General features: G+C 32.0%; 21 protein-coding genes. 6 read left to right on the forward strand and 15 right to left on the reverse strand.

The features are described 5' to 3' along the window. Positions 1 to 194: 194 nt before the first annotated feature. A complete protein-coding gene (locus ACWNT5_RS13505; protein ID WP_299606026.1) occupies positions 195 to 1,802 on the forward strand; it encodes an isocitrate lyase in 1,608 nt (535 codons plus the stop codon). Between the two features lie 195 nt (positions 1,803 to 1,997). On the opposite strand, the gene ACWNT5_RS13510 is transcribed toward ACWNT5_RS13505, so the two are convergent. The 3 genes from ACWNT5_RS13510 to ACWNT5_RS13520 are packed head-to-tail and all read right to left on the reverse strand — an operon-like array spanning position 1,998 to position 3,376. Continuing rightward, on the reverse strand, positions 1,998 to 2,303 hold the full coding sequence (locus ACWNT5_RS13510) for an HPF/RaiA family ribosome-associated protein (RefSeq protein ID WP_299606023.1): 306 nt from the start codon (positions 2,301 to 2,303) through the stop codon (positions 1,998 to 2,000). Between the two features lie 45 nt (positions 2,304 to 2,348). Then, a complete protein-coding gene (locus ACWNT5_RS13515) occupies positions 2,349 to 2,567 on the reverse strand; it encodes a hypothetical protein (protein WP_299606022.1) in 219 nt (72 codons plus the stop codon). 29 nt (positions 2,568 to 2,596) lie between these two features. Next, entirely contained in the window at positions 2,597 to 3,376 is a 780-nt protein-coding gene (locus tag ACWNT5_RS13520; protein ID WP_299606020.1) for a prohibitin family protein, read from the reverse strand. 385 nt (positions 3,377 to 3,761) lie between these two features. On the opposite strand from ACWNT5_RS13520, the gene ACWNT5_RS13525 reads away from it, so the two are divergent. Then, positions 3,762 to 4,565: a DUF3298 domain-containing protein gene (locus ACWNT5_RS13525; RefSeq protein ID WP_299606018.1), complete on the forward strand. Its 804-nt coding sequence runs from the start codon at positions 3,762 to 3,764 to the stop codon at positions 4,563 to 4,565. Between the two features lie 124 nt (positions 4,566 to 4,689). On the opposite strand, the gene ACWNT5_RS13530 is transcribed toward ACWNT5_RS13525, so the two are convergent. From ACWNT5_RS13530 to ACWNT5_RS13545, 4 genes are all read right to left on the reverse strand, one after another. After that, positions 4,690 to 5,724 (reverse strand): bestrophin family protein, encoded by a 1,035-nt coding sequence (locus ACWNT5_RS13530; RefSeq protein WP_299606015.1) that lies wholly within the window; start codon positions 5,722 to 5,724, stop codon positions 4,690 to 4,692. A 211-nt stretch (positions 5,725 to 5,935) separates the two neighbouring features. After that, entirely contained in the window at positions 5,936 to 6,370 is a 435-nt protein-coding gene (locus ACWNT5_RS13535; protein ID WP_299606012.1) for a response regulator, read from the reverse strand. 165 nt (positions 6,371 to 6,535) lie between these two features. Continuing rightward, positions 6,536 to 7,327, reverse strand: coding sequence for a tetratricopeptide repeat protein (locus ACWNT5_RS13540; RefSeq protein WP_456517617.1), 792 nt, complete (start codon positions 7,325 to 7,327; stop codon positions 6,536 to 6,538). Positions 7,328 to 7,333: 6 nt separating this feature from the next. Then, positions 7,334 to 7,906, reverse strand: coding sequence for an RNA polymerase sigma factor (locus ACWNT5_RS13545; protein ID WP_299606007.1), 573 nt, complete (start codon positions 7,904 to 7,906; stop codon positions 7,334 to 7,336). Positions 7,907 to 8,294: 388 nt separating this feature from the next. Here ACWNT5_RS13545 and ACWNT5_RS13550 point away from each other — a divergent pair, with 388 nt between their 5' ends. Both ACWNT5_RS13550 and ACWNT5_RS13555 read left to right on the forward strand, forming a co-directional pair. After that, a complete protein-coding gene (locus ACWNT5_RS13550; RefSeq protein ID WP_456517618.1) occupies positions 8,295 to 9,635 on the forward strand; it encodes a S8 family peptidase in 1,341 nt (446 codons plus the stop codon). Between the two features lie 100 nt (positions 9,636 to 9,735). After that, complete coding sequence (locus tag ACWNT5_RS13555) at positions 9,736 to 12,477, forward strand: CHAT domain-containing protein (protein ID WP_456517619.1); 2,742 nt, start codon at positions 9,736 to 9,738, stop codon at positions 12,475 to 12,477. A gap of 59 nt (positions 12,478 to 12,536) precedes the next feature. On the opposite strand, the gene ACWNT5_RS13560 is transcribed toward ACWNT5_RS13555, so the two are convergent. Genes ACWNT5_RS13560 through ACWNT5_RS13570 form a run of 3 tightly spaced genes read right to left on the reverse strand, consistent with a single transcriptional unit; the run spans position 12,537 to position 18,332 of the window. Beyond that, positions 12,537 to 15,200: a T9SS type A sorting domain-containing protein gene (locus ACWNT5_RS13560; protein ID WP_456517620.1), complete on the reverse strand. Its 2,664-nt coding sequence runs from the start codon at positions 15,198 to 15,200 to the stop codon at positions 12,537 to 12,539. A 57-nt stretch (positions 15,201 to 15,257) separates the two neighbouring features. After that, a complete protein-coding gene (locus tag ACWNT5_RS13565) occupies positions 15,258 to 16,388 on the reverse strand; it encodes a hypothetical protein (protein WP_456517621.1) in 1,131 nt (376 codons plus the stop codon). Positions 16,389 to 16,418: 30 nt separating this feature from the next. Continuing rightward, positions 16,419 to 18,332, reverse strand: a complete 1,914-nt coding sequence (locus ACWNT5_RS13570; RefSeq protein WP_456517622.1) for a T9SS type A sorting domain-containing protein — start codon at positions 18,330 to 18,332, stop codon at positions 16,419 to 16,421. Positions 18,333 to 18,765: 433 nt separating this feature from the next. Between ACWNT5_RS13570 and ACWNT5_RS13575 the strand changes: the two genes are divergently transcribed. After that, positions 18,766 to 19,602: a universal stress protein gene (locus ACWNT5_RS13575; protein ID WP_299605993.1), complete on the forward strand. Its 837-nt coding sequence runs from the start codon at positions 18,766 to 18,768 to the stop codon at positions 19,600 to 19,602. Between the two features lie 15 nt (positions 19,603 to 19,617). Further along, positions 19,618 to 21,039, forward strand: coding sequence for a cardiolipin synthase (cls, locus tag ACWNT5_RS13580; RefSeq protein ID WP_456517623.1), 1,422 nt, complete (start codon positions 19,618 to 19,620; stop codon positions 21,037 to 21,039). A 7-nt stretch (positions 21,040 to 21,046) separates the two neighbouring features. Here cls and ACWNT5_RS13585 read toward each other — a convergent pair whose 3' ends face one another. From ACWNT5_RS13585 to ACWNT5_RS13605, 5 genes are all read right to left on the reverse strand, one after another. Continuing rightward, complete coding sequence (locus tag ACWNT5_RS13585; protein WP_456517624.1) at positions 21,047 to 22,072, reverse strand: 2-hydroxyacid dehydrogenase; 1,026 nt, start codon at positions 22,070 to 22,072, stop codon at positions 21,047 to 21,049. Next, positions 22,041 to 22,709 (reverse strand): hypothetical protein, encoded by a 669-nt coding sequence (locus ACWNT5_RS13590; RefSeq protein ID WP_299898416.1) that lies wholly within the window; start codon positions 22,707 to 22,709, stop codon positions 22,041 to 22,043. Before ACWNT5_RS13590 ends, ACWNT5_RS13585 begins: the two co-directional genes overlap by 32 nt. Continuing rightward, positions 22,702 to 23,223 (reverse strand): hypothetical protein, encoded by a 522-nt coding sequence (locus ACWNT5_RS13595; RefSeq protein ID WP_456517625.1) that lies wholly within the window; start codon positions 23,221 to 23,223, stop codon positions 22,702 to 22,704. The genes ACWNT5_RS13590 and ACWNT5_RS13595 overlap by 8 nt, the downstream gene beginning before the upstream one ends. Positions 23,224 to 23,228: 5 nt before the next feature. Then, positions 23,229 to 23,672, reverse strand: coding sequence for a hypothetical protein (locus ACWNT5_RS13600; protein ID WP_456517626.1), 444 nt, complete (start codon positions 23,670 to 23,672; stop codon positions 23,229 to 23,231). Positions 23,673 to 23,753: 81 nt separating this feature from the next. After that, positions 23,754 to 24,197, reverse strand: a complete 444-nt coding sequence (locus tag ACWNT5_RS13605) for an Hsp20/alpha crystallin family protein (RefSeq protein WP_456517627.1) — start codon at positions 24,195 to 24,197, stop codon at positions 23,754 to 23,756. Positions 24,198 to 24,218 lie beyond the last annotated feature (21 nt).

A 24,218-nucleotide genomic window follows, 5' to 3' on the forward strand; every position in this document is an offset into this window, starting at 1 on the left:
CTGGTTGAAGCCTGTAAGTAGCAATTGGAATTCGGATTATTAATGAACACTAAAGATTATAAAGATGAAATCAAAAGCAAAAACTAAGACACTAGTCACTAACTGGGCGGTCAACAATACGATTGATTACAATTCAGAAAAAACCACTAAAGCATAAAAAGTAAATCCTTGAAATAAAATTTAAATACAAAATTATGACTACTTATAATTCGGCACTTGATACAGTACGAGCATTAAAAGCTAAATACGGAAACACTTGGGCAACCATTAAACCAGAAAATGCAGCGAGAATTGCGGTACAAAATAGATTTAAAACTGGATTAGACATCGCAAAATATACGGCTTCCATCATGCGTAAGGATATGGCAGCATACGATGCAAATAGTGTTAATTATACTCAATCACTAGGTTGCTGGCATGGTTTTGTAGCACAGCAAAAAATGATCGCGGTAAAAAAGCATAAAGGAACTACCGACAAAACGTACCTTTACCTTTCTGGTTGGATGGTTGCGGCTTTACGTTCTGAATTAGGACCTTTACCAGATCAGTCAATGCATGAAAAAACAGCTGTACCAAATCTAATCGAAGAGATTTATACATTTTTACGCCAGGCTGATGCGGTAGAGCTTAATGATCTTTTCCGTCGTTTGGATGCAGGTGAAGATGTACAAGATCAAATTGATAATTTCGAAACACATGTAGTGCCAATTATTGCTGATATTGATGCTGGTTTTGGAAACGAAGAAGCTACTTATTTGTTAGCAAAAAGAATGATAGAAGCTGGTGCATGCGCACTTCAGATAGAAAATCAGGTTTCTGATGCAAAACAATGTGGACATCAAGATGGTAAAGTAACTGTACCACACGAAGATTTTATTGCAAAGTTGAATGCTCTTAGGTATGCATTCTTAGAATTAGGAGTTGATGATGGTATCATCGTAGCAAGAACAGATTCTGAAGGTGCTGGTTTAACTCAAAAATTACCAGTTTCTAAAGAAGAAGGTGATTTAGCTTCTCAGTATATGGATTTTGTAGAAGCTGAGGAAGTTCGTATTGATGAGGTAAATGAAAACGATGTTCTTTTCAAACGCGATGGAAAATTAGTTAGACCTGTGAGATTACCTAATGGATTATACAAGTTTAAAGAAGGATCTAATATCGATCGTGTTGTATTAGACTGTGTAACTAGTTTAGAAAATGGTGCTGATTTATTATGGATCGAAACACCTACGCCTAATGTAAAACAAATTGCTCATATGGTAAACCGTGTAAAAGAGCAAGTACCAAATGCTAAATTAGTATATAACAATTCTCCATCATTTAACTGGACAATTAATTTCCGTCAGCAGGCTTATGATCTTATGGTAGAAGCTGGAGAAGATACTTCAACATATAATCGCGAAGAGCTTATGGATGCTAAATATGACGGTACCGAATTATCGAATAGAGCAGATGAAATGATCAGAAATTTCCAGGCAGATGCATCTAGAGAAGCAGGAGTATTCCACCACTTGATCACATTGCCAACATATCACACTACTGCACTACATATGAATGACTTAGTAGAAGGTTATTTTGGTGATAAAGGAATGTTAGCATATGTAGGTTCTGTTCAGCGTCAGGAAATCAGAAAAGGAGTTTCTTGTGTAAAACACCAACGTATGGCAGGTTCAGATCTTGGTGATGATCACAAAACATTCTTTGCTGGTGACAATGCACTAAAAGCAGGAGGAGCTAAAAATACTAGTAATCAATTTGAAGCTAGTACTGCCAAAGAACCAGAAATGGCATTAGACAAGTAATATATTATACATTTAGTTTAAAAAGGTGATCTAAAAATAGATCGCCTTTTTGTTTTCCATTATATACACCGATTACTAATCTATCTGTTAGTATCTTCTTAGAGATCTTTTGTAAAAAAGGCTGTTCATACGGGAAAAGAACAGCCTTTAGAATGGGCAACAACTAAACAATCAATGAAAACAACATTACTATCGTTAATTATTATATAAGAGCGCTTTACGCTTATTGAGTTGAGTTTTTAAACTTTTTATCGTCTCATTCAAAGCACTTAAGAGATCACTATTATGCGAAGAAGCATATAATAATGGACCAGGACCACTAAGACGAATTCCACATATATATCCTTGTCCCTTTTCTTTAAGACTAAGCTCTTCCTTAAAAAACACATAGCTTTTTACCACAAAAGGATATTTTTTAATTAATCTTTTCAGTTTTTTAGTTGCCATGGATGACAAGTAACCACTACTTCTTGCGTTATGATATTCAAAAATTACTTCCATATTTTTTCCTTTTAAAGTTTCCTATTCCATAAACTAATCAAACAACTACCCTAACATACCTCGTAATCTTCTATCGATTTTACGTTTTTTGTTAGTTACAGACTTCATAATATCCATTAACTCTGGATCTTTTGTTTTTTTATACACTTCATTAATTGATAATACAATCGCCTTGGCTTCTCTGGATGCTACTACCCTATCACTTGTGCTCATATTAGCCATACTTCTTTTTATAAATTCTGATGCTTTATTTAATAATTCCATGATCATTTGTTTTTAAGTTAAACTCTTGATTAATCATCTCCTGCTATAAGAAAAGGTGCTTTACCATCTGTAATAATCACTTTGCTATTCGGAGATTCTGAAAGTTTGTTAAAAGCTTCGATACTACGGATTCGTATAATTTCTTTTGTAAGACCTTCTGCTAGTATTTTTTGAGCATCTCTTTCTCCTTTTGCATCAATGATTTTCCTATCAGCTTCTAGTTTTGCCTGGTCGATTACAAATTTCATTCGCATGGCATCTTGCTCAGCTTGTAATTTTCTTTCTATAGAATTTGCCAAACCTCTAGGTAACTGGATGCTTTTCATAAGCACTGCAATAAGCTCAATACCATCCGCCTGTTTTTCCAGGTTTTCTTTCATTTTCACTTTGATCTCTTCTTCTATATTCGCTCGCATTCCAGAATGCATATCCTTAGCAAAAAATTTCGCACAGACATCCGAAGAAGCTGATCTAAATACACTTGTTATAATGGATTCATAATCTCTTCCCAAGTTTTCTAATACACTTGGTATTTTGTTCTGCTCTAACCTATAAAGAATAGAAATCTCGGAATTAACACTCAATCCTTCTTTACTAGGAAGATTTAAAATCAACTTGATATTATTTGTTTGAGTAGATTCTTTTATTACCCTACTAACTAAAGGATTGTAGAACATCGTTCCCTGAGTAGAAACATTATTTGATAATTTTCCAAGTGTTTGTTTAACACCTGCTTCTCCGGGTCTTATTACCGCGCAATTAGATAAAAAAACAATAAGCCCGACATAAATTAAAACTCTGATTTTCATATTACTTTCTTTTAATTAACCAACCTTTTTGTTCTAAATTACTAGTTTTGTTTCATTAATTATTATTTATATTTATTATCTAATTAATAAATATTTTTTATGAAAATTTTCATTATACTTTGTTTAACAAAACAACTGTCCAAAATGTTAAACCATTAGAGCTTTCAAAAATCTAATAAATACTTGAAAAACAAATACTTGAACTCATAAATCTTTAAGAAATATGTAAAAAATTGTTAACGAAAAAACCTGAACAAATAAGAGATGAGTTAATTATAATTTTTTATTATGAATATTATAATTAATATAAATAATATTAAATGTAAAAAAGTATAGAATTTTGCGGTCAATATTTATCAATTAAACCTTCATTAAATCTAATATTATGACAACAAGATCCTATTTCACCTTATCATTATCACTTGTATTGTTGCTTTTTGTAGGGTCTTGCAAAAAGGAAAAATCTACTTTATCGGGAGAAAACGTGACAAGTAATCAAACAAATGAGCAAATCAATACTGCAAGTATTTTTGGAGACTTAAAAGGTGATCCAAAAACAGAAGAAGATATAATAATAACCAAATCCTTTTATAAAAAGGAAAAAAACTACATTATTGATTATAAGTATCCTTATTTAAATATTTCATCCAACCCATCTTTCAAAAAATTTAATGATTTTATATCCAATAATTATTTATCCACTAATGTTTCTGTAAAAAACACTTTGAATGAAACAAAGTTGCAATGTGATCTTGGTTATAATTCTTCTGAACGGCAAAAAAGATTAATTAATTATAAAATTTATTCTCAGGAGAATATTTTTAGTATTCTGTTATACAAAGCAAATCACTATATCGATGATAACCAATCGTCTTACATGTTTAAAGCATTAAATTTTGATCCTAAAAAAGCTGAATTCATCAATTACAACAACATTTTCAAGAATGGATCTGAAATAGACATGTTGGATGCAGTAAATAAAACATTGACTAAGTATAAAAAATCAGAACCACAATATGAAGAATGCTGGCAATTAGACCTAGATACTTTTCAACAGTACAAGAATAATTTTGTAATCAATCAAAATACAGTGAAATTTTATTTTGATGATTGTGTTATTTGTCCAATCTACTCAGGCAGTTATGCTGTTGAAATACCTAGAAGTAAAATTTCTAATTTATTTCTATAAAAAGATTGAAGAGATTGTTAGCAAACCTTCCTACCGCTAGTCGCTATGCGATAAGCAGATAGTACATCTATAAGCAAGGTGATCTACTCTTAGATCGCCTTTTGCTTACAAATTATCTTCTCTTTTACATTAAAATATTGTTCTTGATTTTAACGCCAGGTGGTAAATCTTTTTCTCCTAACATTTCTCTAAGGTCAATTTCTATTACTCGACAAAGCGATAACATAGGAATATCATTCGCCATTCCCTGAAATGGATTTTCGGAGTAATCACCTACTAATTCCATCATTACATATACCCATCCTATCAATGATGTAATGGGTACGGATAACCAAAACCCCGTTTCTCCTAATTTCATTAACTCTGGTATCATACTAAATGGTAGTAGGAAAATAAAAATCCACACAAAAATTCTGCTCATATTTGCATACTGCCTGGGAAGTGGAAATTTTTTAATACGCTCGTTCTTGCCTTGTAAAGCATAAAAGCTTCTCAATAACTCTGCCATCCTCATATGACGAAAATCTTCGATCAGCCCTTGCGCTCTAAGCTCTTGTAAATCTTGAGACTGCTCATTAATAATTTGTGTAGCTGTATTTACATTGGCTACCAATCGATCATGCTCGTCTTCTGGCAAAAAGTTCTTTAATTCTGTTCGTGTATATTCATCATCGACTAAGCCTATTCCGAATTTTTTCTGGTAATATCTTGCTTTTCGGGCAACAGGACCTCCTTGACTAACGTGTTCCCAAGGTGTAGGAACCAATAATTGACTTCTATGCGCATACAACCATGCTATATGTCTATAAATTAAGCGTTTTTTAATCTGGTGAATTTTCTTTTCGGATACCTCTGTATTAGAGAACAAATTGGTAACAAAACCATCTACGTACATCCCCCAGGTTCTACTATCATTTACAATGCCGCCCCAAATCTTCCGTGCTTCCCACATTCGATCATACGACTGATTGTTTTTAAAACCTACATAAAAAGCTACTGCAGTACCAATAACAGATATTGGCAACCAAGGCATACTTACTTCTATAATCTTAAAATAATACAAAGCCGCTACTCCTCCAGAAAAAATAAGTAACCAAAGTATGTGGAATCCTGTCCATTTAATAATTTTAAAAAAGGAAATAGTCTTTGCCGTTTGCATAGTGTATGAGTTAAGCTATATAACAAATGTAATTTTTATAAACTATTGATCCAATTTTGGGAAAATCTAGACTGAAATCCGGTACTATTTATAGGACTTACAAACAATATTTCTTTTAGGACAAAAAATTATTCGTTTCCAGACGATATCGTTATTATGAATGATTCACTATCAAAAGAATCATAATCTTTTTAGATGTAGCGGAGAAAAATTAAGATATATCTTGATTATTGATATCGATTAAAAAGTACTTATGAAAGAGTTCATCAATTTTAGATGGACTTAAGGGTTTTTTTATGGCACCTACTACATTTCTATACTTACATATCTTCTTTAAGTCTTGTTGAGGTAAAGTCTCATGTAGAATTATTATTTTAATTCCTCTTGTAATCCTAGGTCCTAAATTAGAAAAGTGTGAGAAAAATTCTGATCTATTCATCATTGCCAAATCACAATTCAGGATAATTAAATCTGGTTTTAACGAAAGGTCTTTTTTAGCTTTTGTCAAATAATCAATTGCTTCATTACCATTAGAAACTTTAATGATATTTCCAAGCGCACAATATTTCAGTAAACGGTACTGATTTAAAAAATTATGTGTTTTATCGCTATTAACAAGAAGCACACTATTGACTATCCCTTTCATCGATCCAATTAATTTTAGAGAAAATTAAAAATCGATGTCCAAAAAACTTAATTATCAATTAATCAAGACAAGAAACATCGTTTAAAAACACAAAAAAACGATGAAGCGTATCATCCCTCACTATTGTAAGTTGTGAACAAAAAGGTAGAAGATATAAAATCAATATCAATTTAGTGTAGACAACAATTCTTTTGCCTCATTATTTTTAAAATTGGTAGGTTTCTCTAACAGAAGTGCTAACTCGGTTTTGGCTTTTGCCAAATCTTGATTCTTCAGATAACATAGTGCTAAATACCAATGGGCTTTATCCGCATCCAAGGTGTTACTCTCTAATAATTCAGTAAAAGTATCAATTGCAGCTGCATTTTTATGTAACTCTAATTGAGATATTCCCTTGTATATAAGTAACTGTGGATTTACATCTTGATCATTATTCAAAACATAAGTATTTAGTAACAGCAAAGACTCTTCATAATTTTCTGCTCTAAATTGCTGTTCTATCTCCGTTAAATCAGAATTTTGATCTCTTAGCGTTAATGATGGCAGCTCATCCCAATTCTTATAAGTCGCATATAATTGTTCGGTATTAGTCCCTTGATTGTATTCAACAACCAAAAATAATCCCGCTATAAATATTGCTGCAACCGCTACATACTTTAAAATTTTTGTTAACCTAAAAGGTTTCTCATTAAAATACGATTGTTCTGCTGATTTAATACTACTGGCTATTTCTTTTCCTTTATCACTTCTTAAAAACTGTTCGTATTGTTGAACCTTTTGATTTGTAGTTTTTTTATCTGATAATTCCCAATCATTCTGATCATAAACAATATGCATTTCTTGATAAAGACTGAGCAACTTTTTTGCCTCTGGATCCGTATCTATTTTATTTAGAAAAGCAGCTACCTCTTCTTGGGTCATTTCATTATTAAGATATCTCTCTATATCCTGTTCCATAATCTTTTACAACTCTTTTAATTCATTATAACGTTTATCAGAATATATCGCTTCTTTTAATTTTGACTTACACTTAAAAATACGCTGTCTTACTGTATTCTCCGTTGCATACCCTAGTTTCTTAGCAATATCGACATAAGGCACTTTATTAAAGAAAAAAGTTAAAACTTCTCTACAGTTCTGTGATATTTCTGATAGTTTTTCCTGAAATAGCTCCCATTTTTCTTGTTCATAAGCTGCTAAAGCTATTTCTCGTTCTTCATGTACAAGATCCAAAACACCTTCATTTGTTACCCGAGATTTTGACATTTTTGCTGCCCTTCTCCATAAGTTCTTGGCAATGGTCACAAAATAACCATCAAAACTCGATGTAATTTTAAAATCTGCAGCCTGCGCTCTGGCTAGTAATTGTAGTAATGACTTTTGCATAATATCCTTAGCATCGTCTTCTGATCCGTCATGACTGAGGATATAGTTCCTAACCTTAGGATAAACTTTCTTGTAGATCTCTTTTATACCCTTGTCATCACCATCAATAAGGCTTTGCAATAAATAGTCATCTTGTTTCTGAGTAGCCATTCGATTTCTTGCGTAATTATAGGTGCTATTTAATTACTTCAGATTATGAAGATCACAAACATAAGATAATTCGTAAAACTTCATCAGGGGGATATACCTATTTTTTTTAGGGTTAACTTCTTTTGATTTCATATATAGTTTCAATTATAACTCCAAGAACAAATTATCATTACAAAACAGCAATCCATTAATTATCATACAATTAAACACAAAACCATCATATCAAAATCACAATGAAAAATAAATTTTGATATAAAAATTTAATTATTCCAATTTTTAGGGTAACATTTCGAAGATTTTTGAATCGGATGTATGAATACCAATTTAAAAGTGCAGTGCTACAGGTATTTTTATGAGTACTGCTCACCTAAAAAACTAATCAATTATCATGAAAAAAAGTATTGTAACATTAAAATTAATCTGTCTTTCATTACTAGGAATATGGGGATGTTCTGTTGATGAGGAAAGCATGATTGAGAGTGCTGAACTTAATAAAGCGTATGAAAAAAGTAACTCTTACAACTCAGTAATACCCGATATTATGAAAGATCAAGTTGTTGTAAAATTTACAAATCCGAACTTAAACGAAGTTGATAAAAAGTTACTTCGTCTACAAATTGAACAATCATATGATTTCAAAATACTTAATAAGGAGGTTTGTGATTGCGATCCTGAAGGCCCTGAATTATGGACAATAGATACTACTTATTCCAATTTTCCAGGAATAAAACATCTAGTAGAAAATTTGGTAACTAATCATGAAAATAATTCAGGAGATGAAGAAGTAGAAGTAGATCCAAGAGCTATTTTTGATTATCAATTTTACATTGATATAGCGGATAAAACACTATCAGGTAATTACAGTAGCATCTTAGAAAACAAGATAATTCCTGCTACCAATTCTGATTATGTAAATATTGCTATCGTAGATACAGGTATTGATTATGACTATTTTGACAGTCCTATTCTTTATAGTACAAGAAACATTTTTAACAATAGATTCGGAATTTCAGGTTGGGATTATGTTAATCACGATAACGATATGAGAGATGATAACGGGCATGGTACCATGGTTGCCAAAATCATTAACTCAGAACTTACTTCAAACAATATCCCACATCAGTTGTTATCAGTAAAAGCTTTTGACCAAGAAGGGAGAGGTAGTTATTATGATATTGTTTGTAGCTTGAATTATCTTTCTAAATTAAACAATATAGATATCGTTAATATGAGTTTTGGTTGGTATGGTTTAAAGAATCAGAAGATCTTAAAACAGATCATTAAACTAATGGAAAGTAATGTTTTATTCATTACCTCCGCAGGTAATTTAGGTGTAAACGTTGACGAAGAGATCCCTCATTTCCCTTCGGGATATGCTATAGAAAATCTTTTGGGAGTTGCAGGTTATGAGCTTGATGCACCTGAAGAGGTACAAATGCCAGATATACTTGATTTCATTTCTATAAATTCATCAAACTACGGATCAGAGACTATTGATATCGCTGCTCCTATAGACGGCTATTTCTATATTATGAACACAGAATCAAACCTTTCTATTAATCCTATAGGAACTTCTTTTTCTGCTGCGTACATAACTGCTTCTGCTGGGAAATTATACGACAAAGAAATCACTTCTCTAGAGCTACATCAAGATGTATTGCGCGGTGCGTATAACATATACAGGTTAGAAAATCATATTCATCAAGGAAGAGTTGTGATAAGGGAATAGTTATAAAAACATCATTTCTAAAGATCGATTTATATAACCGTAAGAAATCAAATGTGTTTTCTCTTAACAACAAAAAGTGTAATTTTCATACTTTTAAAGTATGAAAATTACACTTTTTTTCTTTCTTATTAGCATTCATGCTTCCTATACAGTTTATTCTCAAAAAGATAACAAAGAGTTTTTAAAAATTTTAAACTCTCACGCCAATCCACAAACAAAAGAAAAGAAGTTAGACTCATTCTTTAGAGTTAAAAACAATAACTACACTTTTGATATAGCCGATGCCTATCATGCTTATGGGGTTTTTCTTTTTAAAAAACGAAAAACACTTAATAATGAGAAAGCCTTAAAAAAAGCTATTGTGTTTACAAAAAAGTCACTTGAAATAAAAGATAGTCTAAAGGTTAAGTCATCAAAATCCTTAGATAAAACTTTATTCAATCTCGGTCTTTTTAACTCTAGAGTTAATAACTGTTTTGCAGCCGTTGACTATTTCGTTAGATTATCAGAGATAGGACAACTCCCAAAAAAAATAAGTGCATATTCTGAACTCTCGGAAATTTACAGAAAAATAGGAGATTATCACAAAGCTTTAAACACCACAGAAAAAGCTATTGAAATGTGTCCCAACTCACCGCAATACTATAAAAAAAGAGTTGAATTATATTTGCTCAAAGCAGATATCTATTCGTCAATGGGATTCAAACCATATTCAGAACAAATTAGATCTTATTTGCAAAAAGCGGATTCCTTATTAAACTTAGTTTCTTATAATACTTCTAACCAAAAAACTAGAACGTTTCAAATAGAAGGAAATAGACTTTTAAAAATAAAAGAATACAGAAAATCTATTGTCAAATTTTCTCAGGCTTTAAAAGGTTTACCACTTTTAGATTCTATAAACAGAGCTTCTACTCATAATAGTTTAGGATTGGCATTTCTAAAACTAAAACAATTAGACAGCTCCAAATTTCACCTAAAACTATCTAATCAATATAAATCTAACTATACTCCTGCGATGGAAAATATGGGAGATCTATACATCGCCAAAAAAGAGTTTACAAAAGCTTTAGAATCATATCAAAAAGCAATCCAGTACAATATTGATCCAAACGAACCACATGATTATAAAGATAGCATAGAAATCGAAGACCTGGTATTATTATCTAATAAGTACTACACCTTGAGTCATCTTATCCAAAAGGCTAATGCTTGGATTCAATATTATCACCATGATCAAAATAAAGATCACTTATATCAAGCTATCAAAACCTTTAAAATAGCAGATCAATTAGTGGATATTATTCGTTTTGAAAGTTCAGAATACAGATCAAAATTATACTGGAGAGAACGGGCTTCCGCTTTGTATCTAAATGCGGTAGCAGCCTCTTTTCTACTTAATAATCATAAAGACGCTTATTATTTTATGGAAAAAAATAAAGCGATCTTACTGCTCGAAGATATTACGAACGAACAAGCTAAAGAAAACACCAAACTACCTGAAGACTTAGCCAATAGAGAGTTTTTATTAAAACAAAACATCTATTTATCCGAAAATAGATTGAATACTCTTACCGATACATCCGAAGATGCTCTGCAAAAGACTAAAAAAGAAATTTATAACCATAAAAAGAATTATGAAGTATTTGTAGATTCACTTCATCTCCTGTATCCTGATTATGCCATTAACAAACAGAAAATAAAAGTACTACCTTACGACAGTTTTACATCTCAATTCATTTCAGATCAAGAAGTTGTATTACAATATATTTTAAGTGAAGATGGAGGATATGGAATTTTTCACAGTAGAGATCAAGAGTTATTTTTTAAAATTCCAAGGGTGAACGAATTATCGCAAGATATTACTCTTTTAAACAAACAAGTTACGAACTGGTTTAGGAATGAGGAAGAATTAAAAGCATACCACAAAACAGCATATCAAATTTTTCAAAAACTAATCCCCTCATCTGTTTTCTCTATTCTAAAAGGAAAAAATATCACTATTATTCCTGATTATGCATTACAGCAACTCTCTTTTGAAACACTTATTACTTCTGATAAGGATCATAGTTATTTAATTAAAGATGTTGAGATACGATATGCATACTCCATGAGTTATCTGGACCAAAATGATCAAAAAGAAAGAAATGCACCATTGGATTTTCTTGGAGTCGCGCCTGTAGATTTTAAGATAGAAAACTTGGGGTCTTTGGTTCATAGTAAAAAGGAAATAACCACAATCACGGACATATTATCTGGTGACGTATTGTTAGAGGAACAAGGAACTAAAACCAATGTGCTGGATAGTATAGATCAATATCGTATCATACATTTATCAACACATGCTGATATCGACCATCATACAAGTCCATGGATTGCATTTAGGAATCAAAAAATCACATTGCAAGAGATTTATGCCACCAAGAACCAATCGGAAATGGTTGTATTAAGTGCATGTAAAACTTCTTTAGGAGAGCTTAATAAAGGAGAAGGTGTTATGAGTTTAGCAAGAGGTTTTTTTCATTCGGGAACTAATAGTGTCGTATCTTCATTATGGTCTGTAAATGATAAAGCTAATCAAGAACTTATGATTAATTTTTATAAAAACATTGATCAAGGACTTTCTAAATCTTCTGCCTTACGAAACGCCAAACTACAATACATTAATTCTCATGATGGAAGTGAATTATCTCCTTTTTATTGGGGTTCTTTGATACTTATTGGCAACAACGCTCCAATATCCTTTTCTAATCATTTAAGCAGTTTTTTATGGATAACTATTTTACTGGTGATTATCGGAATTATAATCCTAATTTATTTTAGAAAAACGAGAAAATCTTGAAAACAAAATAGAAATACTCGATTCCATATATTGCTTTCAAGATTTGTACTAAAAATAGTTTAATGATCTGTAATTAATACTTTATGAGTTTTTCGAAAACCATTCGTATCAGAGATTTTAAGCATATATACTCCGCTTGGGTAGGGTTTTACATTTATTTTATAATGTTTTTGAGTGATTATTTCAGAAATCAGTTTGGTTCCTTTTAAATCAAACAATTCTATCCGAAGTCCATTCAATTTATCATTCTCTGACTCTATTTTTACTTGAATTTTATCAGATGTAGGATTCGGAAATAAAGTTATCTCATACGAACTCAAGACATCTACACTATTAGGATTTAAAGGATCTCCTATATTCTGTTTGTTATGTAATTCATTGCTACGATACATACTAGACAATTCTGGATATTTTTCGTAATAAAAGAAATCAAATATTTCGTAATACTTTAGAGCCAGTATATGTTTTTCATTATGTGGTGTTGCTTTTACAGTTAAATAATCATTTTGAACTCCATTTAAGTACCAATTATCTAACCTTCCTGTTCCTGAATTATTCCAATTCTGTTGAAAATTGATGCCATTATAATCTGCGGTTGCAGACCAAGTATTATTAATATTTAAAACCTCGTCCGTAGCATCCTGATCAAAGTTACCTATCAAAATTTTCTGTTGATTGTTTAAAGGTAATATCTGCATATTTGCAAATTTTGAATCTCCATATTGACTCCAGATCCAATTCCATTGCGAAGTATTAGTATCAAATCTCAGTACTGTTACCCAAGTATTAACCCAAGTTAAAAGTTCATCTGCATTCGTAACGGTAAATCTCCCAGGTGTATACCTATTATCATAATTAGCATCTACACCTCCAATTCTTCCGCTGCCACTATTTGTCCATCTTTGACTAAAAGTACCTCCTTCAAAATCAAATAAGCTTGACCAATTATAAGAGAATCCTAACAATTCATCTTTTCCATCCCCATCAAAATCTCCTATCTGAAATTGATCAGAAGATCTTATATGCCATGTAGAAATATTAAAGCTGCCAAAATTGCTCCATTTATAATACCAAGAATTGGTAGTTGCATTAAATCCTTGTAATGTAGCCCATGCATTACTAACAGAAATAGATAATAAATCCGTAATTCCATCTCCATCAAAATCTCCTGTATAATGGCGATCTCCTTCGTTCATATACCAGGACCCTATCCATCTGCTTCCGTGATTATTCCACATATCGTACCAATCTGTTCCCGTATCACAAGAATAATCTTCCATACCAGACCAGGTTGTACTACTCATAAAAAGTAGTTCTTCATCGGTATCTCCATCAAAATCACCTACTAGTTTATGATCTCCATTATTAAAATACCATCCTCCTAATCTTCTTTTGTTTCTTTCATTAGTCCAAGTCATTTCCCAATCATTTCCTGTCGTCGATGAATTAATATTATTTAAACAATTACCATATGAAGCAAGGTGATTTTGTGTTTTAGAAATACTAGAAGCATTAAAAAAATATCCTCTAGTACCGTAGCACATAATTCCTGGAGTTGTACTACATTCGGTATTCCCTGAAACTTCAAACGGATGCGGCATATTTAGTAGATGTCCTATTTCATGTGCGATGGTCATATATGCACCAGCTGTTCTTCCGATAACCGTACAGGCATATGTAGGGTATCTACAAGTGGTGCCGACGTAAGCAATTCCAGCTACAGACAAACTTCCATTATCATCTTTCATGCGAGTTAACCCTGTAAATAACATGCTTATATCTCTGTTAATTCCAGAAAAAACTGAGGGACTATTAACTCTAAATTCTACTAAACGATCTTCAGCAATAATTGATGTATAAGGATCCATGCTTGAAGTTTGTACATTTTGCCCTGTTACACTAAAAAGAATATTAAAATAAATAGAAAAGATTCCTTCTGTTTGATTTAGTAAGGATAAAATCTCTGGATTAGACCCACCAATATTTCTATAGTATTGATAATGTTCATAATCTGCATCTGTAGCAATTTCTAAATATTTTGGTGTACAAGTAGAAGTACCGCCTTTTGATGAAAATGTTTGCCCTCCAATATTAATTTCTTCTCTATCACTTATATCAGCTATCAACTCTTGACATTCTCCAAATGCATTTTCTCTCATATCTTTTAGATGATATACTAACAAATAATTTCTTGCTTCATCATCTTTAAGAAAATGTTGTGTTGATTCAAAAAACAACCAATCATCCTTTTCTTGATTATAAATATATCCCCAAAAATTATCTTTAGTGATAGTTACTCTTACAATATTATTTCTGTTTTTATCTGCTACTCCTTTATATGTATTTGATTGAGTATTGTTTGCCTCATCTGTTTGATTTATAATCTCTCCATTAATACTTTCTACATACTCGGGACTTCTTATATCATTAGATTGTAAACTAATTTCATATTTCCAGTTTTCTGCAGCTAGTAGGAACTCTGATATATAATTATCTCTTTTAACATGATGGTATACTTCTTCAAAATTAAAATCTAAAAGCTGATAACTCTTAAAATACTCTTCTAAACTATCTACACGCTCATTAGTTTCTTTTAACTGAAAGATCTTAGGTCTATAGTCATCTACATGATCAAAATCGCTTCCCTCTTTAATCTGTTCTTGTCCATAAAGCATGGTCAACCCCAAGCTTATAAACAATAGGTTTGTTACAAAAGATTTCATCGTAATGTATTTTTATCCACCTTTATGAATAAAATCACAAAGGTGGATTATTTGATATTAGTTATTAATCGTCCAGACACCAAGATCTGTGCAGCCCGAAGGATTCATCGTAACTGTAGACAGATCGATAATCGAAGTATAAATTGGTCCTCCTGGAACGCATAAACATAAACAAGCGTTTAGCTGGAATACACTATCAGGACACACCCAAAATTCTACAAATCCATTTGCATCAGGGGTAAAATGGCCCGAAAAACCATTATAAGTAAGTCCTGTAGCCCAAACATAACATCCAGGATCTCCATTGGTATATACCACTTGTACTCTCACACATACTAAAGCGTTTGCACATGGATCATCTGCATTCCATGAACTATTAACCGATGTAATCTCTCCTCTTAATACATTTCCTTGATTAACCAAAACTCCAGAAATGTCCCAGTATCCAGTTTCTTTATTCAATTCGTATAAATTCACTTGTTCTGGCGTATTTTCCGTTTGTATTGGAAATGAAGCATCAATTACCGCTCCTTCATTTAGATCTAAAGGAATATTTTTCTCAGGTATTGTAGCTGTAATTTCTATCATTCCAAAAGATGTTAATGGATATAAAGTTCCATCTTCCTCTTCTGCTATGTAACTTCCAGGAGCACTTCTTAATTCAAACGGATCAGTTACATCTATATAAGTGGCTCTTATTTCTACTTTACCATTATACGGCTTTCCTCTATAGTTAAACGCATTGCTAGGAATTGATATTTGCCCTTGAAAGGCCACAGGTATTTCTGCTCCTTTATCAGCATCAATTACATGAGCTTTGGCTCTTTCTTTCATTAAAACAAATAGTTTTGTGTTCTTTTCAATTACTTTAGAAACTGTAACAAAATCCTCATGCTCTATAGTTAATACATCTCCTAACCTAAAACTGTTTTCCTCTAAAACAAAACCTCCTTTCGAATCGCTGAATGCTATTATATCGCCTCGAAGTTTGATCGTCGCATTTACAATTGGTTTATTGTTTTTAGTTTGAAGAGTCCCACTTAAGCGATCTAAAACCCCTTCTCTTTTTAAAGTAGTTTCCAATATATCTACACGCATTTCTGATGTAGTAAACTCATCATTACAAGCCCAAAAAAAAGTGATGAGCACTAAAAATGAGAGTAGTAAAAATGTTTTAAAATTTTTCATCTATTCTATATATTAAATTAGTTATAAAGCTTATTGTATTGCTAGTTGTCTTGTGATTACTTCTCCAGAGTCTTTAATGATTCTTACGAAATACATCCCTTTAGGTGTTTTCGCATCTATATCTAAGAGGATCATATTTTTTTCTTTTTTAAACGATATGGATGCACTCTTCCCTGTAAATGTTACCAATTCAACATGTTGAATATCCGCAGCGGTTGAGGTGGTAATGGTAAGCACTCTTCCTGCTGGAACTGGATTAGGGTACATTTCGATTTTTGAAATTTCTTTATCATCCTCCACAAAACTTCCCTCTTCATACTCTTCAAAAAGTTCGAAAATTACACCAGAATTAATGAGTTCATTGATCTCTTTTGTGTAGGCACTATCTGGTTCAAAAGGATATTCTTTGGTTTCTAATACAAAACCTCCTGTATTATTCTCACTTTCCTGTATCTGAACTCTAAAATATCTTCTAGTCTCTTGCCATTCTTTACAATCATTCCAAATTCCATGTTTTATATAATACCAAGTGTTTGTAGAAAGTCCTGAAAAAGAAGCGATATCGGAGTTACAGCAAAAACCGCTAATGACATTATGATTTACGTCGTAGACTTGCCAGCCGTGATAAACCGATACAGGATTTGGATCCGCCTGTAAATTTACATTTACCAGACCTCCACTAGCACTAAGGCTTAGTGTAAAATCTGTAGTATATCCTACCCAACTAACAGAATTGGGTACAATTTTTCTGGCTTCTTGCCATGGATAGCAATTCTTATCAGAATCTTTCCAAACACCATGCTTTATGTAATAATTTTTGGTTCTACTTAGTCCACTAAAAGTAACCGATGTTCCTCCTTGAATAGGTCCTACTTGTGTACCTCCTGTAGTAGTCGAGGTAGCTGTTTCGAATAATCCCCACCATTGGTAGGCATTGGTTGTTGTAGCTGTTGCCTGAATGGTAATAGTTCCATTACCTGCACAACTAGCATTCATTGTAAAATCAGGATCCAAGGCTGCATTAGGTAATACAGTAAACCTCTTAGTTAAAGGCAGCCAACCGATGCAATCATTCCCTAACGCTACTTTGATTTCATATTCATAACCTGCCTCAAAATTAACATTATTACCAGCAAATAGATTGGTTAAATTCACCGTTTGTAATTGTCCTGCTGTCCATCCTAATCCAGATACATACTGAAAACTTCCTAAACTACCGCTAGGTCTTCTCCAGGCATCAATAAAATAATGAATCTCGCCTTGAGAAGCGCTTCCATTCAGTAGAATAGTCTCTCCCTCGCAAAAAGTATTCTTATGAGTACCAGCTGTATCTTCAAAATGAAAATCCACACTAAGGTTTTGACTTTCCTGAATCATAATATCATCAATCGCCATCTCAGCCTGTTTTACACCTCCTGTGTATAATGGATTTATTAATAATCTAGAATAATTAGCATTAGGTGTAAACGTAGTTGTTACGGTATGCCAGTTATTCCCTAAATAGGTTCCGATAGTATTAGAAAATATCGTTTGTTCTGTATCAATACTTCCATTTTGAAAATTTACAGCTCTTAAGTTTACGGTACCATGATCACTGATATCCTGATTGCCTCTATCGTTCGTTTTTACTTTAAAAGAAACAGCGTAACACTTCCCTTGTTCAAATGCTACTGGAGTTTGGATACTTTCATAATGATCATTCGTCCCTCCTGACCACATCCAGGCATGTGGATTTGATGATACTCCATGTAAGGAAGGACTTCCGGAATAGGAGTTCCAATCATCTACACAATTGGTGTTTGCTGATCCAGTAAAACCAAAACTAAAATCATTACAGTTAACATCGTATTGCGAGAAATCTCCGTTTAACACCAGGTTTTGACTTATCCCCAGATATATGCTTGCTATCATAAAAAATAGCGATAAAATATTTTTAAGCTTCATTGTATTAAGTTTTAAAAGAAATGCTTACTCTTTCGCTTTTCGGCTTACGCGTTTTGCTTTGCAAAAATTATTTAGGTTGATCAGACCAGATAATAAATGTCCATTTGATAGAAGGAGTTCAACTAGATTAAAATGTTACCCACAACATTTAAAAATTTTTATTTTTTGATGAATGTAACCCTAAGTTTTGGTCTAAATGTAGAGGAAGACTGTATGAATAATTCTTGTTCAAACATTAATATCTTAAAACCAAATTATCCAAAGAGAATCTACTTTCTGTTTTTGAAATACTGGAGGAAATCCAAAATCAAATCTGTATTAATACATAAAAATATAGTAATGTGATCTACCCTCTAGCAATCCCTTTTTATATGATAAAGATCATATTTGATCTAAGGTTTAAAAAGTAATTTTATGGTATAAATCAAACATCATGAAGAATATTCTTTTACCCACAGATTTTTCAAAAAATTCTTTAAATGCTATTGACTATGCTACGGATTTTTTTAAAAAAGAACTATGTACTTTTTATATTTTACATGTACAAAAAGCATCTCATTATACCACCGATGATTTGATGAGCGCTCCGACAAACACTTCTCTTTATCATTCGATAACTAATGAATCAAAAACAAAATTAAATCAGCTTGTCGACGATCTAGAAATTAAATATTCTAATGAAAACTATGCTTTCGAGAAAATAATTGATTATGACATTTTCACGGATGCCATTAGGCAAGCTGTCGTGACTAAGGAAATTGATTTAATTGTTATGGGTACAAACGGAGCTACTGGAGCTGCTGAGGTGGTTTTTGGAAGCAATACACTAAAAGTTATCCGTAAAATTGATTGTCCAGTTTTGGCAATACCAAATAATATCAAATTCAGAGTTCCAAAGACAGTGTTATATGCTTTGAATATAGATGATCATTTTACAACAGAAGGAATTGATCCTCTCACCGATATTTTATCAAAACACAATGCTTCTCTAAGAATTTTGAAAACCAAAGAAGATGAATTGGTAACCGTAACAGAATTTGATGATAAAAAGAATCTAGAATCATTTTTTAAAGACTACAACCATACTTTTCATACTATTAGTAATATACCGTTTTCTTTAGCGATTCATAGTTTTGTGCAGGTGATGGAAGTAGATCTTACTGCAATATTCGTAAAAAGAGAAACATTTTTAGAACGCTTTTTTAAAGGATCTGAAACTTCTAAAATTAGTTACGGAACTCAAATTCCTTTATTGATAATGCATTATTAAGTTTATCTTTAATTTGTGATTTATTCAATAGGTATTATTATATACATAATCATTAGTGCAATAATTACTATTAGATTATTGCTTAATGGTATGAGACCTACCAAAATATTAGGATGGCTTTTTGCTATTTTCACAATTCCAATAGGTGGTATATTTCTGTATTTTATGTTGGGAAGAAATCGAAGAAAAAATAAACTCTTTCGATTAAAAAAAACACCTAGGGTTGCAACTTTCATGGAAAGAGCCGTTGCAGAATGCGCTCCTATTTCGACAAAAGAATTTAATGAGCATCATAAAATAATTTCGTTGATTACTCAGAACTCACTTTTTAGACCTAGTACAGGAAATGAAGTAAAACTACTCAAAAATGGAAGAACTACGTTTGAAGCCATTTTTGAAGCTATAAAGAATGCCAACAAATTTATCTATCTTGAATATTATATTTTTGAAGAAGGAGGACTTACTACAGAGCTTTTTAATCTATTCAATACTAAAATTAATGATGGAGTAGATATTTATATCCTTTATGATGGAATAGGTAGCTTATCTCTGAGTAAAGCATACATCAAAAAATTACAGAATATCGGAGTAAAAATTCATAAATTCTTACCCATCCAATTTGGCAAATTTCTTTCTTCTATCAATTATAGAAATCACAGAAAAATCATAGTGATCGATGGAGAAATAGGATTTACAGGAGGAATTAATATTGCGGATAAATATATAAAAGGAGATCCCAATTTAGGAATTTGGTATGATACACATTTACAACTAAAAGGTCCTTCTGTAAACAACTTAAAAGCAATATTTGCTCTTGATTGGTATTTGGTCAGTAATGACGAATCTATATTAAACACATCCTATTTTTCTAAAAACCTTGTTAACGGAAACTCTACTGTACAGATAGTTCATAGTGGTCCAGATGATAATTTTCCAGCTACAAAACAGATGTATTTTTCTATCATTAATGAGGCAAAAGATTACGTATATATTGCGAATCCTTATATCATTCTGGGAGAATCGATTTTAGATGCTTTGAAGGTTGCTGCATTGAGCGGAGTGGATGTAAGGCTACTATTATCTCAAAAATCGGATAACCTAATTGTAAAGTGGTGTGTTCGTTCTTATTTTGAAAATTTGTTACAAGCTGGTGTAAAGATTTATCTTTTTGAAGATGGTTTTTTGCATAGTAAAACGATTGTTTCGGACGATACAATATCATCAGTAGGCACTACCAATTTAGACATAAGGAGCTTCGAACAAAATTATGAAGTGAATGCTGTACTATTTGATGATGATTTTGCAATTCAACTTCGAGAAGATTTTTTAGAGGATTGTCATAAGAGTACTCTTTTAGCGTATGATACTTTCGTAACAAGACCCTGGTCACACAAAATAAAAGAAGGCATCGCTAAAATTTTCAGTCCAGTTCTTTAGTCAAACCCTAACCATCGATATCCTTTAATACGGGTGTTAGCTCATTCTGCGGTATTCCTCCATTTTGCCAACTCTCTATATTATCAAAAGTAGTTTTCGCAATATTATGTAATGCTTCTTTAGTCGCGAATGCCTGATGCGATGTAATCAAAGAATTGGGTAAATCTATTAGTTCCTGTAAAAGTGGATCATTTGGATGATTTTGAGATCTATCATAGAAAAAAACTCCATTTTCATACTCGTAAACATCCGAGCCATACGCTGCAATCTTTTTTAATTCCAAAGCTTTAATGATATCCTCAGTTCTTACGATACCTCCTCTGGCTACATTAATAAGAATTAGGTTTCGTTTCATATACTCAATAGTCTCTGTACGAATTAAGTGATGTGTCTCTGAAGTCAAAGGCGTACTTAAAAATAGGATATCTGATTCTTTTAATAGTTCCTCTAATTTGTAATATGTTACTTTATCATTTTCTACTAAATCAGGATCTTCTATCAAATCATTAGCAATAATTTGGCACCCAAAACCATTCATGATTTTAGCAATTACCTTTCCTATTCTTCCCGTACCAATTATCCCAACAGTTTTTTGATTAAGATCAAAACCAATAAGATCATCCAGCAAAAAATTATAATTATGAACCTGTTGATTTGCCATTATTATTTTACGATTTAGTGATAATAATAATGTAATGGCATGTTCTGCAATAGCGTGTGGTGAATATCCCGCAGCATTGGCCACTCGAATTCCTAACCTGCTAGCTGTTTTTAGATTTATATTATCATATCCAGCAGAACGCAAAGTAATATGACGTATCCCAAAATCTCTAAGCCTTTCTAAAACCGAAGAAGAACAATCATCAGCAGAAAAAATAGAAACCACATCAAATCCAAGAGCTAAAACTGCTGTATCTTCGGTAAGACGTTCCTTACTATATTTGATATGAAATTGATCTTTATTAGCCTGCTCCAAAAATGGTATTTCAAAATCCTTTGCACTATATATCAACACCTTCATAATAGAGTTCATGCTTTACAATTAATAGTTTTTGTTCTTTCAATGCCCAGACTAACATATTCACATAATCTTTTATAGCCTTTTTTATATTATCAGGCATGGTAACGTCTATGGATCCTTGCCAGATCACTTCCTTTTCTTTTTCGGGACAGATACAATACAGTGTGGACTGAGCATGAAATATTTGATACTCTTCATAATAATCCTGATCATGATAAATTTCCTGATTCTGGTAATAATCTTCTCTAAAATTATTAAAAGTGCGATCAAGGTTTCTCATGGAAGAAACTACCGTAACCTTGTCTTCTACACCAAGAACTTTGGAAAGCAATATAGCATCAAAACCTTCTTGAATCAGTTCTTTCTCAAGTTCTAGTAATTCTTCTTCAGTTTTTGGCGAATCGTCATAGAATTGTTCAAAAAGGTCGAGACTAGTAACAGCATTAACTCCATTTTTTTGTAACGTTTTAGAGAGCCTTTCTTCAAAACTTTTTCGATTCTTACTATCTGCAGTAATTCCGACCACCAGTACCTTTTCAGATTCAAATACTTCGATATCTGGATGTTTCCAATTTTCTACTAATTCACTCGAAGAACAACTCCAAAGCAATCCTATGATCAGTAAGTTATATATAAACACTTTATTCATTATGGTTAGTTTTTGTATTTGATAATATTTTATCTAGTCTATGGACTATCTCATTTGTATATTCTGGCAGTTTTTCAATAATGGATTCGCCAGATATTACATCTACATCTTGTAATGTGATATGACTGCTTCCAACGGTAGAAAGAATAATCAATCTATCAAGATCTTCAGGATGATTTTTGATATATCTCTTCACATTAGATGGCGGGCTTCCGTATTCCCAAGAATTGATAATCACAATTGCATCCCATTTATCTATTGGTACTGTAAACAGTGTATACACATCAATTACTTTAAAATAAATAGCATCCTCTTTATAATGTTTTAATACTCTTTGTACCAATGAATCTTTAAACCTGCTTCCCTGAGAGGCGATAAGCACTTTTGTTTCTAGATTTGGATCATTTACCTGAAATGGTATTACGGTATCCATGGAATATGTATACTCATACCAAATCCAAAATCCCATAAACAAAAGAACTATCACAATTGATATGTTCTTGAGTATTCTCAATGCTATTATTTTGATATTCGTTTTACTTTTTCCTTTTTGATAAAGCTTTTAATTAGTTCAAAAATTATTCTCTTGTGAGCTTTATATGTTTCTAAATAGCTATTTACTTCTTCCGATAATAATCGATGTGTTTGCTTATACTCCTTTTCCTCCTCCAATTGATCTTCACTGTCTACTAATACAAGAAGTTCATTGTTATGGTTCCTAATTTTCTCAAGCAGAGGATCTATCTGTTCAGATAATTTAGCAAGACGATCCGCAGTTTCTTTGCTTTCTTTTACTTCAATTTCTGAAATTGGTGTTATCGGATAGTTCCTGATAAGATTTTGAAGAAATAACTGTTCATCTTTACTAAATTTCAATTCAGAAATCCAGCCTACTGTTATTTCATGTAATTCATCAGCACTTTTCCACTCAGCATATTTTATATGTTGCTCATCGGTTTTCATATTTCTGCTCTTATTGATGATAGTTTTAAAATAGAAAAGGCAGAAAATTAACCCCACATCATTTTCTGCCTACCTCTTTTTCTAAGCAATTTCTATTACTCTTTTTGGTGGTTCCTTAGCCTCTTCTTTTTTGAGTAAATTCAGGGTTAACACACCATCTTTGTATGCCGCTTTGACCTTCTTATTTTGGTCAATACTATTGGGTAACTGTAGTCTTCTTTGAAAAGAATTATAACTAAATTCTTTTCGGGTATAGTTTTCTTCTTCCTGAACAGCATTATTACTATTTTCTGCAGAGATATGAAGCATATCATTTTCTATAGTTACAGCTATATCCTCTTTAGAAAAACCTGGAACTGCCAGTTCTACTTCAAAATCATCTTTATTTTCCTTAATATTCATGGCTGGTAAATCCTTATCTCGAATGAAAAAATCATCAGAGAAAAAACTATCTGTATCTAACCAATTACCAATACTATCATTAATCCAAGGAAGTCTGTTTCTTTTAAATTTAATTAGTGACATAATATTTAGGTTTTATAGTTA

The organism is Aquimarina sp. 433, from assembly GCF_054054605.1.

Coding starts and splice junctions, on each gene's coding strand:
- ACWNT5_RS13505 (WP_299606026.1), top strand. CDS start 195: ATGACTACTTATAATTCGGCACTTGATACAGTACGAGCATTAAAAGCT.
- ACWNT5_RS13510 (WP_299606023.1), bottom strand. CDS start 2,303: ATGGAAGTAATTTTTGAATATCATAACGCAAGAAGTAGTGGTTACTTG.
- ACWNT5_RS13515 (WP_299606022.1), bottom strand. CDS start 2,567: ATGGAATTATTAAATAAAGCATCAGAATTTATAAAAAGAAGTATGGCT.
- ACWNT5_RS13520 (WP_299606020.1), bottom strand. CDS start 3,376: ATGAAAATCAGAGTTTTAATTTATGTCGGGCTTATTGTTTTTTTATCT.
- ACWNT5_RS13525 (WP_299606018.1), top strand. CDS start 3,762: ATGACAACAAGATCCTATTTCACCTTATCATTATCACTTGTATTGTTG.
- ACWNT5_RS13530 (WP_299606015.1), bottom strand. CDS start 5,724: ATGCAAACGGCAAAGACTATTTCCTTTTTTAAAATTATTAAATGGACA.
- ACWNT5_RS13535 (WP_299606012.1), bottom strand. CDS start 6,370: ATGAAAGGGATAGTCAATAGTGTGCTTCTTGTTAATAGCGATAAAACA.
- ACWNT5_RS13540 (WP_456517617.1), bottom strand. CDS start 7,327: ATGGAACAGGATATAGAGAGATATCTTAATAATGAAATGACCCAAGAA.
- ACWNT5_RS13545 (WP_299606007.1), bottom strand. CDS start 7,906: ATGGCTACTCAGAAACAAGATGACTATTTATTGCAAAGCCTTATTGAT.
- ACWNT5_RS13550 (WP_456517618.1), top strand. CDS start 8,295: ATGAAAAAAAGTATTGTAACATTAAAATTAATCTGTCTTTCATTACTA.
- ACWNT5_RS13555 (WP_456517619.1), top strand. CDS start 9,736: ATGAAAATTACACTTTTTTTCTTTCTTATTAGCATTCATGCTTCCTAT.
- ACWNT5_RS13560 (WP_456517620.1), bottom strand. CDS start 15,200: ATGAAATCTTTTGTAACAAACCTATTGTTTATAAGCTTGGGGTTGACC.
- ACWNT5_RS13565 (WP_456517621.1), bottom strand. CDS start 16,388: ATGAAAAATTTTAAAACATTTTTACTACTCTCATTTTTAGTGCTCATC.
- ACWNT5_RS13570 (WP_456517622.1), bottom strand. CDS start 18,332: ATGAAGCTTAAAAATATTTTATCGCTATTTTTTATGATAGCAAGCATA.
- ACWNT5_RS13575 (WP_299605993.1), top strand. CDS start 18,766: ATGAAGAATATTCTTTTACCCACAGATTTTTCAAAAAATTCTTTAAAT.
- ACWNT5_RS13585 (WP_456517624.1), bottom strand. CDS start 22,072: ATGAACTCTATTATGAAGGTGTTGATATATAGTGCAAAGGATTTTGAA.
- ACWNT5_RS13590 (WP_299898416.1), bottom strand. CDS start 22,709: ATGAATAAAGTGTTTATATATAACTTACTGATCATAGGATTGCTTTGG.
- ACWNT5_RS13600 (WP_456517626.1), bottom strand. CDS start 23,672: ATGAAAACCGATGAGCAACATATAAAATATGCTGAGTGGAAAAGTGCT.
- ACWNT5_RS13605 (WP_456517627.1), bottom strand. CDS start 24,197: ATGTCACTAATTAAATTTAAAAGAAACAGACTTCCTTGGATTAATGAT.